Annotated in this window: 11 protein-coding genes; 2 read left to right on the top strand and 9 right to left on the bottom strand. The window is 68.7% G+C overall.

From position 1 onward, the window contains the following. Positions 1-95: 95 nt before the first annotated feature. From DI276_RS28655 to DI276_RS28645, 3 genes are read right to left on the bottom strand one after another with little or no spacing between them, the layout of a single operon-like run. Positions 96-1,442 (bottom strand): MFS transporter, encoded by a 1,347-nt coding sequence (locus DI276_RS28655; protein WP_112268939.1) that lies wholly within the window; start codon positions 1,440-1,442, stop codon positions 96-98. Then, positions 1,442-2,119, bottom strand: coding sequence for an alpha/beta fold hydrolase (locus DI276_RS28650; RefSeq protein ID WP_157985011.1), 678 nt, complete (start codon positions 2,117-2,119; stop codon positions 1,442-1,444). The genes DI276_RS28655 and DI276_RS28650 overlap by 1 nt, the downstream gene beginning before the upstream one ends. Before the next feature lie 35 nt (positions 2,120-2,154). Next, the gene (locus tag DI276_RS28645; RefSeq protein WP_232836982.1) at positions 2,155-3,237 is read right to left on the bottom strand and encodes a mechanosensitive ion channel family protein; all 1,083 of its coding nucleotides are present in this window, start codon (positions 3,235-3,237) and stop codon (positions 2,155-2,157) included. 313 nt (positions 3,238-3,550) lie between these two features. Here DI276_RS28645 and DI276_RS50275 point away from each other — a divergent pair, with 313 nt between their 5' ends. Then, on the top strand, positions 3,551-3,709 hold the full coding sequence (locus DI276_RS50275; protein WP_157985010.1) for a hypothetical protein: 159 nt from the start codon (positions 3,551-3,553) through the stop codon (positions 3,707-3,709). Here the strand turns inward: DI276_RS50275 and DI276_RS28640 are convergent, their stop codons facing one another. From DI276_RS28640 to DI276_RS28620, 5 genes are all read right to left on the bottom strand, one after another. Next, the gene (locus DI276_RS28640; protein WP_112269295.1) at positions 3,710-4,906 is read right to left on the bottom strand and encodes a M1 family metallopeptidase; all 1,197 of its coding nucleotides are present in this window, start codon (positions 4,904-4,906) and stop codon (positions 3,710-3,712) included. After that, positions 4,903-8,640: a Pls/PosA family non-ribosomal peptide synthetase gene (locus DI276_RS28635; RefSeq protein WP_112268935.1), complete on the bottom strand. Its 3,738-nt coding sequence runs from the start codon at positions 8,638-8,640 to the stop codon at positions 4,903-4,905. Before DI276_RS28635 ends, DI276_RS28640 begins: the two co-directional genes overlap by 4 nt. Positions 8,641-8,739: 99 nt before the next feature. Then, positions 8,740-10,668 carry a DUF4153 domain-containing protein gene (locus tag DI276_RS28630; protein ID WP_157985009.1) on the bottom strand — a complete coding sequence of 643 codons (1,929 nt, stop codon included), beginning with the start codon at positions 10,666-10,668 and terminating at the stop codon, positions 8,740-8,742. A 72-nt stretch (positions 10,669-10,740) separates the two neighbouring features. After that, entirely contained in the window at positions 10,741-11,739 is a 999-nt protein-coding gene (locus DI276_RS28625) for a HAMP domain-containing sensor histidine kinase (protein WP_112268931.1), read from the bottom strand. Then, positions 11,736-12,410, bottom strand: coding sequence for a response regulator transcription factor (locus DI276_RS28620; RefSeq protein WP_112268929.1), 675 nt, complete (start codon positions 12,408-12,410; stop codon positions 11,736-11,738). Before DI276_RS28620 ends, DI276_RS28625 begins: the two co-directional genes overlap by 4 nt. 84 nt (positions 12,411-12,494) lie before the next feature. Here DI276_RS28620 and recD2 point away from each other — a divergent pair, with 84 nt between their 5' ends. Next, positions 12,495-14,678, top strand: a complete 2,184-nt coding sequence (recD2, locus tag DI276_RS28615) for an SF1B family DNA helicase RecD2 (RefSeq protein ID WP_112268927.1) — start codon at positions 12,495-12,497, stop codon at positions 14,676-14,678. On the opposite strand, the gene DI276_RS28610 is transcribed toward recD2, so the two are convergent. Then, positions 14,653-15,417: an alpha/beta fold hydrolase gene (locus DI276_RS28610; RefSeq protein WP_112268925.1), complete on the bottom strand. Its 765-nt coding sequence runs from the start codon at positions 15,415-15,417 to the stop codon at positions 14,653-14,655. The two genes, recD2 and DI276_RS28610, sit on opposite strands and share 26 nt — an antisense overlap. Positions 15,418-15,615 lie beyond the last annotated feature (198 nt).

Genomic DNA, 15,615 nt, shown 5'->3' with positions numbered 1-15,615 from the left:
GGACCTCCGCGTACGGCACGGCCTTTGTCCCGTTCGTACCACAGCTTCCGAGAGCCAGCGCGCAAAACGCGACGGCGAGCGGTCTTCTCATGTGTCTAGGACGGAACGCGCTCCGCGAGCGGTTGCATCTTCGTTTCCGGCATCACGAGCATCATCACGATCACCCCGCCGACCACCACGACCCCGATCACCCCGAACGTCAGCGGCAGCCCCAGGCGCGGCCACAGGATCGCCCCGAACAGCACCGGCACGAACGCGGCCCCGATCCGGCTGATCGTCGAGGCCCAGCCGAACCCGCTGGCCCGCAGGTGCGTCGGGTACAGCTCGGGCGCGAACGCGTACAGCGCGGGGATCGCGACCTGGATCAACATCCCGTAGAGCGTGATCCACGCCTTCGCGGCCGTGTCGACCTCGATCTGCACCGCGAACATGACCAGGGCCACGGACGCGAGCGGCGCGGTCACCGCGATGACCCACTTCCGCCCGAACACGTCCACGAGCCAGGCGCTGATCAGGGCGGCGACGATGCCCACCGCCACCGTTCCCGTCGTCACCATGAACGCCGCGTACGTGCCGTACCCCTGCGCCTTGAGGATGCTCGGCAGCCACGTGACGGCGCCGTAGTACAGCAGGAACACCGCGAGGAACATCAACCACATCGCGCCGGTTCTCTTCGGGTCGAACCGCCAGATGTCCTTGAGCTGCGCGAACATGGTTCTGGGAGAGAGCCGCTGGACCTGTTGGGGTTCAGGGAGCCGCCACTCTTCTTTTGGAGCTCCGGTCTTGGCGACCAGGTCGTCGATCACCTTCTCGGCTTCCTGCGGCCTGCCTTTGGCCACGAGGAACATCGGCGACTCGGGCACTCCCCGGCGGATCCAGAACAGCAGGAACGCGGGCAGCACCATCGTGAGCATCAGGAGCCGCCAACTGCCGAGGTCGGCGAGGAAGGCCGCGGTCAGGCCGCACAACGTGGCTCCCAGCGGCCAGAACCCGTCCATCGCCGCCAGCACCCTGCCGCGCACCTTGGCCGGCGTGAACTCGCCGACCAGCGCGAAGTCGACCGGAATGCACCCGCCGAGCCCCACGCCCGCCAGGAACCGGAACACGCAGAACGTCACGAAGTCCGGGCTCGCCGCCCCGGCCACGGTGAACACCGAGAACATCAGGATCGTGAGGCTGAACGCCTTCTTGCGCCCGATGGTGTCCGCGACGGCACCCCACGCGAACGCCCCGACGGCCATGCCGATGAGGTTCGCCGTGCCGACCCAGCCACGTTCGCCGAGGCTGAGCCCCCACTCGGCGGCGACCAGCGGGATCAGGAACGCGTTGAGCGTGACGTCCCACGCGTCGAACAGAAACCCGAGCCCGCCGATGATGAAGATCGTGCCCTGCGCACGCCATCGCCACGGCAGGCTCTGGACGACCTGGTCCCCGGTTCTCATCAGCCCAGTGTGGTGGATGCCTCGCGGATCGTCGCGGCCAAGAGCTCCGGGTTCGTCAGGTGCGCCACGTGGCCTTCGCCCCTGAGCGTGACGAACGTGCCGCCGGTGTCCTTCACCAGGTCCCGCGCACCCGGCCCGAAGATGTGGTCGGTGTGCTCGCCGACGATGACCGTGACCGGGATGTTCAGCTTCGGTGGCTCGTAGCGGTAGTCGTCGACCACCGTGAGCTCGCGCGACGACGTGTCGAGCATGTCCTGCGCTTTCAGCCAGCGCTCCGGATCATCGTCCCGGAACGACGGATCGCCGGCCAGCTTCGTCACGATGATCTCCAACGCGAGGTCTCGGTCACCGTTCCTCAGTGCGTGCTGGAAGCTCTCCACTGTGGCGCTGTTGATGCGGAGCGACGGCTCGTAGAGCACGAGTGCGCTGAGGTCATCGCGCTCCTGCGCGGCGTGCAGCGCGATCAGCCCGCCGTAGCTGTGCCCGATGAGCGTGGGGCGCTCGTGCCGGTCCAGAACCGCGTGCAGGTCGTCGATCTCGGTGCGGAGGCCGTAGTCGCCGGGCAGCGGCACCCCGTTGCGTCCTCGTCGTTCCGGCACATCGGTGGGGCCCAGCAGGGCTTTGACCTGGTCCCAGTCCGTTGCCACGGCCTGTGCGCCGTGCAGGATCACGTTCATGGGCTGGACCGTAAGACCTGACATCAATGTCAAGGTCAAGGCTTGGGGCCCGCAAACGCTTGCTCCCGCTGCGCCCCGTCCACGCTCTCGCCGAAGACCCGCGCGTCGGTGTGCTGGTCGCTGGCCTGCTGCACCCGCTTGGTCCCGGTCACCGCCCGCGTCCTGACCTGCGGCAACGCTCCGTTGTGGTGCCGCTGCAGCCAGTCCACCAGGTGCTCGCGGACCAGGCACCTGAGGTCCCACAACTTCCCGGCGTCAGCAGCGCTGACCAGCGCCCTGAGCCGCACGAACCCCTGCGTTGCAGCCGTCACCTGCAGCACGGACACCCGCCCGTCCCACAGGTCGCTGCCCTCCAGCATGGACCGCATCTCCTGCCGCATGGCCTCGACCGGCACCGTCCAGTCGAGATCCAGCTCCACCGTCCCCAGCAACGCCGACTGCGTGCGGGTCCAGTTCTCGAAGGGAGTCTTCAAGAAGTACGAGGTCGGCAGCACCAGCCGCCGGTCGTCCCACAGGTGCAGCACCACGTACGTCAGCGTGATGTCCTCGACCCGCCCCCACTCACCTTCAACCACCACAACGTCGTCCAGCCGGATGGCGTCGCTGAACGCGATCTGCATCCCGGAGATCACGTTGCCCAGCAACGACTGCGCCGCCAATGCCGCCACCGCACCGATGACCGCCGCCGACGCCAGCACGGTCGACCCGATCGCCCGCGCGCCGGGGAACGTCATCAGAATCGCACCGATCGCCAGCACACCGATGACCACCAGCGCCAGCCGCCTTATCAAGACGACCTGCGTGTGCACGCGCCGCGCGTGGCGGTTGTCCGTGACATCCGTGCGGATCCGCGACAACGAGATGTCCACCATCGTGCTGATGAACGCCGACAACAACCAAGCTCCGGCGCAGATCAGCGCGATTCCCAGCGCGTGCAGGGTGATGGGAGCGTCGATCGGGTACACGCTGAGGCTTATCTGCGCGGCCAGCAGTCCACCGAACACCTGGCCGGACCGGTACATCCGGCCGCTGTGGGTGAAGCGCCGCACCAGCCGGTGAATCACCTCCACCACCAGCAACGCGAATGCGATCGAACAGCCGAGCACGACGAACAGCACGTTTCCTCCTCCCGTATCGAGGCCGGGTACCCGGTGTCTGGGGAGGGGAACACCATGAAACGGCTCACTGCAGATGAGAAGCTGGTGACATGAGAGTGGACGTGCTGAAGGTGCTGGACCCCGCGGAAGGGATCGTCTTCTTCCGGGGTGACTTCGGCTCCGCGTCCGGTCGCTGGAAGGGACACGAGCCTGCCGAGGCCGGGTCCTTCGCGGTCGAGTTCACCCTTCCCGCAGTCGAGGAGTGGACAGTGGCCACCCCGGAGGAGCCCGCTCTCGCCGGAGCCGCCGAACCGGGAGCCGTGGTGTGGTTCCGGTGCCAGGTCGAGCAGGTCTGCGAGAACTCGGTCGTGGTGGCCAGGATGGGCCGCACATCTTCTTGGTCGAGATTCCGAGCCGGACGGCGGAGCTGCCCGAGGGGCGCTTCATCTCGTTCCGGGTACCGGAAATCGAGCTCTACCCGTACGACGCGTAGTCAGATCGGCAGCGCTGGCTCGAACAGCCACCGCGTGAGCAGATCCCGGTGTCCAGCCAGCGACAGGAAGTCCTCGGTGGTCACCACACCGTGCCGGTTCCGCGCACACCACTCGCGCAGCAACGCGAAGAACGAGTCGTCACCCATCGCCCGACGCAAGGCGTGCAACGTCAACGCCCCGCGCTTGTACACCCGGTCGTCGAACCAGTCGGCCCGATCAGGCCGCCCGATCACCAGGTCCTGCGGCAACCGCGACAACAGATCCCGCGCCCCAGCCGCGCAAGCATCAGCGGACCGGCCACCGGAAGCCTCGGACCACAGCCACTCCGAGTAGCAGGCAAAGCCCTCGTTGAGCCAGATGTGCTCCCAGTCGGCGATTCCGACCGAGTTGCCGAACCACTGGTGCGCCAACTCGTGCGCCACCAACCGTTCGGAACCGCGGCGCCCGTCGACGTGGTTGGCGCCGAACGTCGACAGTCCTTGCGCCTCAACCGGAACGTCCAGCTCGTCGTCGGTCACCACGACCGAGTACCTGGCGAACGGATACGGCCCGAACAGCGACGAGAACAACGAGATCATCTGGTTCTGCCGGCCGAAGTCGTGCGCGACCAGACGACGCAGCCGTGCGGGCGCCCACACGTCCGGCAGCGCCTCCACGTACTGGCCGATCTGGACGGTCGCTAGGTAGCTGGCCATGGGCGCGGCCATCGAGTAGGTCCAGCGCGTGGTGCTGCCGGACACCTTGCCGTCGACGAGCACTCCGTTGCACACCACCGTGTACGGCGACGGCGCCGTCACGTCCAGGTGGTACGACGCCTTCGAGGACGGCATGTCGAGGCACGGGAACCAGGACGGTGCGCCGATCGGCTGCGAGGCGACGATCGAGCCGTCCGTGAGCTGGTCCCAGCCGAGGTCGCCCCACTCCGGCGTGTGCACCGGCACGGGCGTGCCCGAGTAGCGGACCTCGACCGAGAACGAGCCGCGCACGGCCGTACGCACGTTCAAAACACCGCCCGCGTGCGCATAACGCGCGGGCTTGCCGTTCACCAGGACCTTCGAGATCCGCAGCGGGCCGAAGGACAGGGAGAACGACGAGAGCGACGTGCAGGAAGCCTGCAGCACCGCACGCCCCGAGAGGCGTGCGGAGTGCGGCTTGTAGTCAAGCTCTAGTGCGTAGTGGTGTACCGAGAAGCTCATGTCCACGCGGAGATCGGGTTGCCCAGCCAACGGGTTCCCGACGGTACATCCTCTCCGCGCATGACCAGCGAGGCGGGTCCGATGGTCGTGTTCGCGCCCACGGACGCTCCCGGCAGGACGATGCCGTGCGGGCCCAAGGTCGCGCCGGCGCCCAGAACGACGCGGTCCATGCGCAGGATCCGGTCGTGGAACAGGTGCGTTTGGACGACGCAGCCGCGGTTCACGGACGCACCGGCACCCAACCGGACAAGATCCGCCTCGGGCAGCCAGTACGACTCGCACCACACGCCACGGCCGACGGACGCGCCCAGGGAGCGCAGCCACCAGTTCATGATCGGAGTGCCGCCGGAGAAGCCGACCAGCCACGGCACGGCGAGCACCTCGACGAACGTGTCCGCCAGCTCGTTGCGCCACACGAACGCCGACCACAGCGGGTATTCGCGGACGCGGAAGCGGCCGACCAGCGCCCACTTGGCGAGCACGGCCACCAGGCACGCGGCGACTCCAGCGCCCAACAGCACGACGCCGGACCACCACAGGCCGAACTCCCGCAGGGCGAACAGCACCAGCACCACCAGCGCGACGTTCAGCATCACCGGGATGAACCGGCAGAGCTCGACCAGCGCGCGTGCCCACATGAGGTGCTTGGGCGGGTCGAACGTGCGCGACTGGTCCGAGACCTCGGCCGCGCGCGGCAGCTTCATCGGCGGCATGCCCAGGTACGACGAACCGGCCTTGGCACGCTTCGGAGCCGCCGACAGCACGCCGACGAGCCCGCCCTTGGGGACGTTGCGACCGGGTGCGGTCATGCCCGAGTTGCCCAGGAACGCGCGCTTGCCGACGCGAGCCGTGGCGATGCGCAGCCAGCCGCCGCCGAGCTCGTAGGTCGCGACCATCGTGTCGTCGGCCAGGAACGCGCCGTCGCCCACGCGGGTCATCTTCGGCAGCGCGACCACGGTGGACGCCTCGACGTGGCGGCCGACCTTCATGCCCAGCAGCCGCAGCCACACCGGCGTGAACAGCGAGGCGTACAGCGGGAACAGGGCCGAACGCGCGTTGTTCATCAGGCGCTCGGTCGTCCACGCCTGCCACGCGACGCGGCTGTGCACGGGGTAGTGGCCCTCGCGCATGCCGATGCCCAGCAGCCGCACGGAGACCAGCACCAGCAACGCGTACGAGCCGAACCAGATCGCGGAGGCGACCGGGACGTCCCACAGCGCCGACGTCAGCGTCACCGGCCGGCGCAGCACGTAGAGCACGGCAGGAGCGGCCGCCAGCAACGGCAGCGCGCCCAGCAGGCCGGAGGACACGCCGTACATGAGGTTCCAGAAGTACGACCGCGACGGGCGACGCGACGGGAACGAGCGCGCCGCCTTGCCCTCGCGGATCGCGGGCACGCCGGCCCAGCGCTGGCCCGTCGGCACGGAACCGACGACACCCGAACCGGGCGCCACCTCGGCGCGCTTGCCGACGCGGGCGCCGGGGAACAACGTCGAACGCGCACCCACGGTCGCGCCGGCGCCGATCCGGATGCGGCCCAGGATCAGGCGGTCGCCGTCCAGCCACCAGCCGGACAGGTCCACCTCGGGCTCGACGGCAGCACCGCGGCCCACCTTCAGCATGCCGGTGACCGGCGGCAGCGAGTGCAGGTCGACGCCGGGGCCGATCTTCGCGCCCAACGCCCGCGCGTAGTGCGTCACCCACGAGCCGGAAAGCTCGGTGGCGCGTGACATCTGCGCCAGCATCTCGGCGGTCCACAGTCGCATGTGGACAGACCCGCCGCGCGGGTACTCGCCGGGCTTCACGCCGCGCAGCAGGAAGCGTGCGCCACCGGCCGAGACGGCGAGCCGACCGGCGGGGGAGATGAACACCGCCCAGCCGGCGACGACCCACCACCAGGACACGGAAGTCCAGCCCAGCACGTTCGAAAGTGCCGTCAGCGCAACGACCCAGCGCGCGCCGGAGACGGTCACCAGCGGGATCATCAGCAGCGTCTGGAGAACGCCCGTCCAGCGCGGCGTCGGCGCGACCTCGCGCACCTCGGCCGTCTTGCCGTACGACTCCAGGCGGCGCGCCAGCTTGTGCAGAGTCGTGTTCTGGTAGATGTCCGAGACCGAGGTGCTCGGGTAGCGCGTGCGCACCAGCGAGACGAGCTGCGCCGCCGACAACGAGCTACCGCCGGACGCGAAGAAGTCCGCGTCCTCGGAAGCCGGACCGGAACCCAGCACGGCCGCCCACTGCTCGGCCAGCCAGCCTTCGAGACCGGAGAACACCACTCCGGCGGTGTCCATCGACGCCAGCGGCCACGGCAGCGCGGCGCGGTCGACCTTGCCGGACGTGCGCGTGGGCAACGTGTCGACGACCGCGATCAACGGCACCAGCGCGGCAGGAAGCTCGCCCCGCAACCGTTCGACGGCAGCGGACTGGTCGAACTCGCCGTCGATCACCACGTAGCCGACGAGGATCTGGTTGCCGCCCCGCGTGGTGCGCACGGCAGCAGCCGCACCGGCCACGCCGTCCAGCGCCAGCAGGGCGGCGTCGACCTCGCCCAGTTCGATGCGCCGGCCGCCGAGCTTGATCTGCTCGTCCGCGCGACCCAGGAACACCAGGCCCTCCGGCTCGGCGCGGACCATGTCGCCGCTGCGGTACGCGCGGTCCCAGCCCATCGACGGCAGCGGCGCGTACTTCTCGGCGTCCTTCGCGAGGTCCAGGTAGCGGGCCAGGCCGACGCCACCGATCACCAGCTCGCCGGACTCGCCCATCGGCACGACCTCGCCAGCCGCGTCCACGACGGCGAGCTCCCAGCCGTCCAGCGGCAGCCCGATGCGCACGGGACCTTCGCCGGTCAACTGCGCAGCGGTGGCGACCACGGTCGCTTCCGTTGGGCCGTAGGTGTTCCAGACCTCGCGGCCGTCCACGGCGAGCCGCTCGGCCAGCTCCGGCGGGCAGGCCTCGCCGCCGAAGATCAGCAACCGGATGTCGTCCAGCGCCTCGACCGGCCACAGCGCGGCCAGCGTCGGCACCGTGGAGACGACGGTGATCTCCTGCTCGACCAGCCACGGGCCGAGGTCCATTCCGGTGCGCACCAACGAACGCGGCGCGGGCACCAGGCAGGCGCCGTACCGCCACGCGAGCCACATCTCCTCGCACGAGGCGTCGAACGCGACGGAAAGTCCCGCCAGCACCCGGTCTTCCGGGCCGATCGGCTCGTCCTGCAGGAAGAGCCGCGCCTCCGCGTCGACGAACGCCGCGGCGTTGCGGTGCGTCACGGCAACGCCCTTGGGCTTGCCGGTGGAACCGGACGTGAAGATGATCCACGCGTCGTTGTCGAGCCCGGGTTCACCCGGAACGCCGAGCGGAGTGCCGTGCAGCACCAGGGATCGTCCTTCGCCGAGCACGGCACTCACTTGCGCCTCACCGAAAACGAGCTCTGCTCGCTCGTCGGGGTCCTCGAAGTCGACCGGCACGTACGCGGCGCCCGCCGCGAGGGTGGCGAGGATCGAGACGTAGAGGTCGACCGTCCCGGACGGCACGCGAATGCCGACGCGGTCACCGACCCCGACACCCTCGGCGGCGAGTTTCTCGGAGAGTTCCAGTACTTCCGTGATCAGCGCGCGGTACGTGAGCGCGGTGGTGCCGTCGTCGACGGCCAGCGCGTTCGGGTGCTGTTCGGCACTCGCGCGCAAGATGTCCAGGAGTGTGCGCGGTGTGGGCGCATCCCCTGCCGTGAACATCGATCGAAGAACAACGGGTCCAGCCGCAATGGTCACGACAGCGTCACTTCTCACCCCTCGACAACTTGTGGACCAGCCACTTTACCGTGGGTTAACGCGCTACCTCTCACCCCAGTAAGGCGTTTCACAGGTGGCCTCGGTCACCGCAACACCTTCGAGTGACTTCTTCGCGTTGTAGCGTGCCAGGTTGAAGTCGCGCCAGTCCTGCTCGACGTTGCGGCCGCGCACCCACTTCAAGGCGCAGAACCGTTGCGGCTCAGGCAACCTGACGAGCGCCGGCACCGCATCCTCCGACAGCGTGGCCAGGTAGCCCGTGTCGATCTTCTGCGTGGCCTCGAACCGCGACACGTTGTAGTCGGCAACCACTCGTTCGGGGTTCAGCACGAACACCGCGAGCAGGAACGCCGTCCCGGTGCCGATGATGGCCTTGGGCAACCAGTTGGCGCGCAACGTGATCCCGCCCGCGATCACCATCAGGTAGACCACGGCGAGCCAGATCTCGCACGAAGCGACGAGCAGCCGCAGCACCGTCCACCCGTACGCCTGCTGGTAGAACCACATGCGGCTCAGCGCACTCGCCACGATCACCAGCGTCAGCACCGCGAGCGACCCGAGCAGGATCCGCAGCCACAACTGATCCTGCTTGGACTTCTTCGCCGCGAAGTGCCCCACACCGGCGATGACGCCGAGCGTCAGGATCGCGACCCAAAGCAGCTGCCAGAACCCGGACCGCGCGTACTCGGCGAACGTCACGCCCGCCGTCTCCATCACGTACTTCTCGCCACCGAACAGAACCGCGAGCTGCGTGCCCACGAACCCGGCGAACAGCAACACGAGCACACCCACGGGCAGCGCGTAGTCCTTGATCCGCAACGACCCCGGCTTGCTCTCCGCGTCCTCGTTGATGCTCGCCGGCGCCGCCACGAGGTAGCACGCACCCAACGCCCCAAGTGCCGCAACGCCCCCGAAGAACGCCATCCGCACGTAAACGCCGATGTCGAGATCCGGCACCAGACTCTCGAGGAACTTGCTGAACCCCTGGTCCGCGCCGGCCAGCAGCGACCCGAAGATCAGCAGCAACGCCAGCGCCACCCCGACCGAGATGACCGGCCGGATGCCGATCGGCCCGCGCTTGGCGAGCCCCTTGGCGACCCACGGAATCGACCGCAACCCGCCGAGCCCGACCCCGAGCGCCCCGAAGATCAGGCCGCGCACTGTCTTGCCGCCGGCCATGGCGATCGAGCCGCACAGGAACGAGGCCAGCACGCACAGCGGGAAGATCCACTCGGCCGCCCTGAGGAAGCCCATCGCGAGAAACGCCAGCGCACCGGCCAGCCACAGCGCGCGCTCGACTGTCGGCTTGCCCGCGTAGTAGAGGACGGCGCCGACGCCGAACAGACCGGCCAGGAACCAGCCGATGCCGTTGTTGGGCGGGGCCAGGAACGCTCCGGCCAGGCCTGCGACGAGGCCGACGACCATGACCTTCGCGGGGGCCGGGTCGGTGGGTGGCCGCCACCAGGGCACGAGCGGGACGCCGGGTGGTCCTGGGATGACCACCGGGCCGGCGGTGGGGTAGCGGGGCGCGGCCTGCCAGGGGGACGGCGGGGGCAGGGTGGCGGTGGCGACCTGAGCGGGCTGAGGCGTCTGACCAGGGCCTTGGCTCGGCACCTGATCTTGTCGGACCTCGTCGCTAGGTTGAGTTGTAGGGGTTCCCGGCTCGGGGGTACCCCTGCGCGAGCCTGCCTGGGCACCCTGCTCGGTGCCTTCCACGCCCTTCTCGTCCTTCCTGGTGCCTTCCGCAGGCTTCTCGGGCTCCGCGGCCTTCGCAGGCTCCGCGGCCCTCTCGGGCTCCGTCGCCTGCTCGGGCTCTTCCGCCGTCTCGCCGGGCTCCTCGATCTCCTCCGAGGCCTCGGAGGAGTCCCCGGCGACCGGCCGGTACCCGACCTTCCGGAAGTTCCGGTACCTCCGCCGAGCAGCAGCGCCCTCGTCAGAAGACGCGGCGTCAGGCGAATCAGTCGAGTCAGTCATTTCTCTCTCCCAAAGCCCTGAAAAGGGCGTGCTTCACCGTCACACCGCCCAGCGGCGCGAACAAGTACCAAGTCAGCGAGGCAAACTCACCCGGATGCACGACCCGGGATCCACCACGGCGATCGTGCCGCCGTGCAGGTCCACCACCCACCGGGCGATGGCGAGACCGAGCCCGGTCCCACCACCGCCCGCCCTCTCCCCTCGGGTGAACCGCTCGAAGATCCGCGACCGGTCGGCCAGGGCGATCCCCGGCCCCTCGTCCCGGACCTCCAACACCACCGAAGAACCGAACGCGTAGCCGGACACGGACACCAACCCCCCGGTGGGTCCGTGCCGGGCAGCGTTGTCCACCAGGTTCACCAGCACCTGGTGCAGCCGTTCCCCGTCGGCGAAAACCGACAAATCCCCAGGCACGTCGATCGAGAACGACGCGGCAGGCGCAGCCACGGCAGCCTCCGCCACCACATCGGCGACCAAGGACGACACCGACAGCTTCTCCCGGTTCAGCGAGAGCACCCCGGCGTCGATCTTCGACAGGTCCAGGAGCTCGGTGACCAGCCGCCCCAGCCGCTCGGTCTGCGCCAGCGCGGTCTTCATCGTCGCCGCGTCGGCGACCGCCACCCCGTCCACCACGTTCTCCAGCACGGCCTGCAACGCCGAGATCGGAGTCCGCAGCTCGTGCGAGACGTTCGCGATCAGCTCCCGCCGTTGCTGGTCGGCGGCGGCCAGGTCGGCAGCCATCACCGTGAACGCCTCCGCAAGCTGCCCGACCTCGTCAGAAGACGTGGCCCGGACCGACCGCGAGTAGTCCCCGGACGCCATCGACTGGGCCGCCGACGTCATCTCCCGCAGCGGCGAGGTCATGCCGTGCGCGAGCAACTGCGAGGTCAGCAGCCCCAAAACCAAAGCGATCAACGTCGTCCGCGGTGGCAACCACCCCGTCACGTAGCGGAAGTACGCGAACGACACGCACCCCGACACCACGATGACGATCCCGAGCTTGAGCTTGATCGACCGCACCGAGTCCAGCGGACGCGGCAGCAGCTCGATCCAGCCCAAGATCCGCTTCATCGGGGCACCTCCAACGCGTACCCCACCCCGTGCACGGTCCGGATCAGGTCAGCCCCGAGCTTGCGCCGGAGCGCCTTCACGTGACTGTCGACCGTCCGCGACGAAGCCCCCTCGTGCCACCCGCACGCCTCCGCCAGCAGCCGCTCCCTGGCCTGCACGGCGGAGGGCCGCTCGGCCAGGAACACCAGCAGGTCGTACTCGGTGGGCGTCAGATGCGCCTCCACCCCCGAACGCTTCACCCGCCGAGCAGCCAGGTCGATCACCAGGTCCCCGAGCTCCAGTGACGTCGACGCAACGGCCCGTGACACCCGCCGCAGCAGCACATGCACACGCGCCGCCAGTTCGCGCATCGAGAACGGCTTGGTCAGGTAGTCGTCCGCCCCCACGGCGAGCCCGACCAGCAGATCGGTCTCGTCCCCCCGCGCGGTCAGCATCAGCACCGGCACCGACCGCGACGCCTGGATCCGCCGGCACACCTCGAGCCCGTCGAACCCCGGCAGCATCACGTCCAGAACCACCAGGTCAGGCGTGAAGGAAGCGGCCATGGCCACCCCGGACGGCCCGTCGTGAGCCACCGCCACCACGAACCCCTCCGCCCGCAGCCGCGCGGCCACGGACTCGGCGATCGTGATGTCGTCCTCCACGACGAGCACCCGGCGCTGACCTGTCATGGCGGTGACTTTATGGGCATGTCGTGGAGGACGCCGGGACAAGTTGTGAAGATCGTGTGCAGAACCTCGATGTAGGTTCGCAGCATGAACGTCCTCGAAGCGGTCCTGGAAAGGATCACGTACGCCAACGAGGACAACGGCTACACCGTCGCCAAGGTCGACACCGGCCGCGGCGACCTGGTCACGGTCGTCGGCGCGCTGCTCGGCGCCCAGCCGGGCGAGTCCATCCGCATGCGCGGCCACTGGGGCTCGCACCCGCAGTACGGCAAGCAGTTCCACGTCGACGACTACACGACGATCCTGCCCGCGACGATCCAGGGCATCCGCCGCTACCTGGGTTCCGGTCTGATCAAGGGCATCGGCCCGGTGCTCGCGGACAAGATCGTCACGCACTTCGGCGTGCACGCGCTGGACGTCATCGAGCAGGAGCCGGAACGCCTCATCGAGGTCCCGAAGCTCGGCCCGAAGCGCACGAAGGCCATCGCGGAGGCGTGGGAAGAGCAGAAGGCCATCAAGGAGGTCATGGTCTTCCTGCAGGGCGTCGGCGTGTCCACGTCGTTGGCCGTCCGCATCTACAAGCAGTACACGGACCGGGCCATCGAGGTCGTCAAGGAAGAGCCCTACCGGCTGGCGAACGACGTGTGGGGCATCGGCTTCAAGACCGCCGACGTGATCGCGAAGGCCGTCGGCATCCCGCACGACAGCCCGCAACGCGTCAAGGCCGGTCTGCAGTACACGCTGTCCGAGGCCACCACCGACGGCAACTGCTACCTGCCGGAACAGTCCCTCATCGCGGAGGCCATCAAGATCCTCCAGGTCGACGCGGGCCTGGTCATCGACTGTCTCGCGGAGCTGGTCGAGGAGGAGGGCGTCGTCCGCGAGGAGTTTCCGGACGACGAGGTCGCGGTCTACCTCATCCCGTTCCACCGCGCGGAGATCTCGCTGGCGGGGCAGCTCAAGCGTTTGCTGCACACCAAAGAGGACCGCATGCCGAGCTTCGCGAACGTCGACTGGGACAAGGCGTTCGCCTGGCTGGGCACCGAACTCGAGCAGCACCAGGCGGAAGCGGTCAAACTCGCGCTGACCGAGAAGGTCGCGGTGCTGACCGGCGGACCTGGCTGCGGCAAGAGCTTCACGGTTCGCTCGATCGTCCGTCTCGCACAAGCGAAACGCGCCAAGATCGTGCTGGCCGCACCCACCGGACGTGCCGCCAAGCGCCTCACCGAACTGACCGGCCACGAAGCCCGCACCGTCCACCGCCTGCTCGAGCTCAAGCCCGGCGGCGACGCGGCGTTCGACCGGGACCACCCGCTCGACGCCGACCTGGTCGTGGTGGACGAGGCGTCGATGCTGGACCTTTTGCTGGCCAACAAACTCGTGAAGGCCGTTCCGCCAGGAGCCCACCTGCTGCTCGTCGGCGACGTCGACCAGCTGCCGTCGGTCGGTGCGGGCGAGGTGCTCAGAGACGTGCTGGCGCAAGGGAGTCCGATCCCGAACGTGCGCCTCACTCACATCTTCCGCCAGGCGCAGGAGTCCGGCGTCGTCACGAACGCCCACCGCATCAACACCGGTGACTACCCGGTGGTGCAAGGGCTGCCGGACTTCTTCCTGTTCAGCACCGACGAGGCGGAGGAAGCGGCCACGACGACGGTCGACGTCGTGGCGAACCGCATCCCGCGCAAGTTCGGGCTCGACCCGCGCAAGGACATCCAGGTCCTCGCTCCGATGCACCGCGGCCCGGCCGGCGCGGGCGCGCTCAACACCGTCCTGCAGGAGGCGTTGACACCGTCCCGCGACAACCTGCCGGAGAAACGCTTCGGCGGCAGGGTCTTCAAGGTCGGCGACAAAGTCACCCAGATCCGCAACAACTACGACAAGGGCAAGAACGGCGTCTTCAACGGCACCCTGGGCGTCGTGATCGCGTTGGACCCGGTCGAGCAGAAGCTGACCATCCGCACCGACGAGGACGAAGACGTCGACTACGACTTCTCCGAACTGGACGAGCTCAGCCACGCGTACGCCATGACCATCCACCGGTCGCAGGGCAGCGAGTACCCGTGCGTGGTCATCCCGATCACCACCAGCGCGTGGATGATGTTGCAGCGCAACCTGCTCTACACCGCCGTCACGCGCGCGAAGAAGCTGGTCGTGCTGGTGGGCAGCAAGCGCGCGATCGGCCAGGCCGTGCGCACGGTCGGGGCGGGCCGCCGCCACACGGCCTTGGCCCACCGCCTGAGAACTGCTACACCGACGTCAGATAGTCCGTGATCAGCCGCGCCCACGGCATCGCGGACTCCAGCGCGATCGCGTGCCCGCACGCGATGTCGGTGTACTTAGAACCCGGGATCAGGTCCGAGACCTCCTTGCCGAGGTTGCGCGACAGCAACTGGTCGCCGGCCGCGCCGATCACCAGCGTCGGCTGCGACACCTGCGGCAGCAGCTCGGTCAGGTCGATCTTCAGGATCAGGTCGACGTGCGCGGGCGACCCGGTCGGCACGCTCGCCGCGATCAGCTCGGCGAAGCCCTCCGCCTGCGCGGGCGTGAGCCGGGCCAGGTACTCCCTGCTGCACATCACCGACAGGATGAACCGCGACAGCACCGCGGGCGACCCGTCCAGCAACGACTTCCACTCGTCGATCTTCGCCTTGGTCGCGGCGTCGATCTTCGTGAACGGGGTGCTCAGCACCAGGCCGCGCACCCGTTCCGGATGCCGCACGGCAGCGGTGACCGCCACCGCGCAGCCCATCGAGTAGCCCGATACGAAGAACGACTCGTGCCCGGCCTGCACCGCGACGTCCACCAGGTCGTCTGCGAGCTTCTCCAGGTCGAGCGGCCCCGCGGCCTTCGGCGAGCCGCCGGAGCCCGGCAGATCCGGTGCGATGACGGTGAAGTACTGGGTGAGGGTCCCCAGGATCGGGCCGTAGTTGGCCTGGACGCTGCCGCCCGCGCCGTGCACGAGCAGCAGGGCAGGGCCGGTGCCCTTGACGACGGTGGACAGGCCGGACATGGGGAACCCCCGAGTTTTGTCAGTCCATGCTGCGGACGATGGTCGGCTCCAACCCCTCGTCGTCGTCCGTGAGGGAACCGCGCCAAGGGAAGTCGAGAGAGATCTCAGCGACGGTGTCGTTGTAAAGATGATCCATGGTTTGCACTCCCGTTACTCCCCGGACTTGTCTGCGGAACCTCACTGTTCGTTGAGTCGGTT

Source organism: Lentzea terrae (assembly GCF_003265345.1).
GTDB lineage: Bacteria > Actinomycetota > Actinomycetes > Mycobacteriales > Pseudonocardiaceae > Lentzea > Lentzea terrae.
Note: the sequence above shows the minus strand (reverse complement) of the source record. Positions and strands in the feature narration are given on the sequence as shown.

Excerpts from the sequence above, each read along its gene's own strand:
- recD2 (WP_112268927.1), top strand. The coding sequence starts at position 12,495 with ATGAACGTCCTCGAAGCGGTCCTGGAAAGGATCACGTACGCCAACGAG.
- DI276_RS28610 (WP_112268925.1), bottom strand. The coding sequence starts at position 15,417 with ATGTCCGGCCTGTCCACCGTCGTCAAGGGCACCGGCCCTGCCCTGCTG.
- DI276_RS28650 (WP_157985011.1), bottom strand. The coding sequence starts at position 2,119 with ATGAACGTGATCCTGCACGGCGCACAGGCCGTGGCAACGGACTGGGAC.
- DI276_RS28635 (WP_112268935.1), bottom strand. The coding sequence starts at position 8,640 with ATGTTCACGGCAGGGGATGCGCCCACACCGCGCACACTCCTGGACATC.
- DI276_RS28630 (WP_157985009.1), bottom strand. The coding sequence starts at position 10,668 with ATGACTGACTCGACTGATTCGCCTGACGCCGCGTCTTCTGACGAGGGC.
- DI276_RS28620 (WP_112268929.1), bottom strand. The coding sequence starts at position 12,410 with ATGACAGGTCAGCGCCGGGTGCTCGTCGTGGAGGACGACATCACGATC.
- DI276_RS28655 (WP_112268939.1), bottom strand. The coding sequence starts at position 1,442 with ATGAGAACCGGGGACCAGGTCGTCCAGAGCCTGCCGTGGCGATGGCGT.
- DI276_RS28625 (WP_112268931.1), bottom strand. The coding sequence starts at position 11,739 with ATGAAGCGGATCTTGGGCTGGATCGAGCTGCTGCCGCGTCCGCTGGAC.
- DI276_RS28640 (WP_112269295.1), bottom strand. The coding sequence starts at position 4,906 with ATGAGCTTCTCGGTACACCACTACGCACTAGAGCTTGACTACAAGCCG.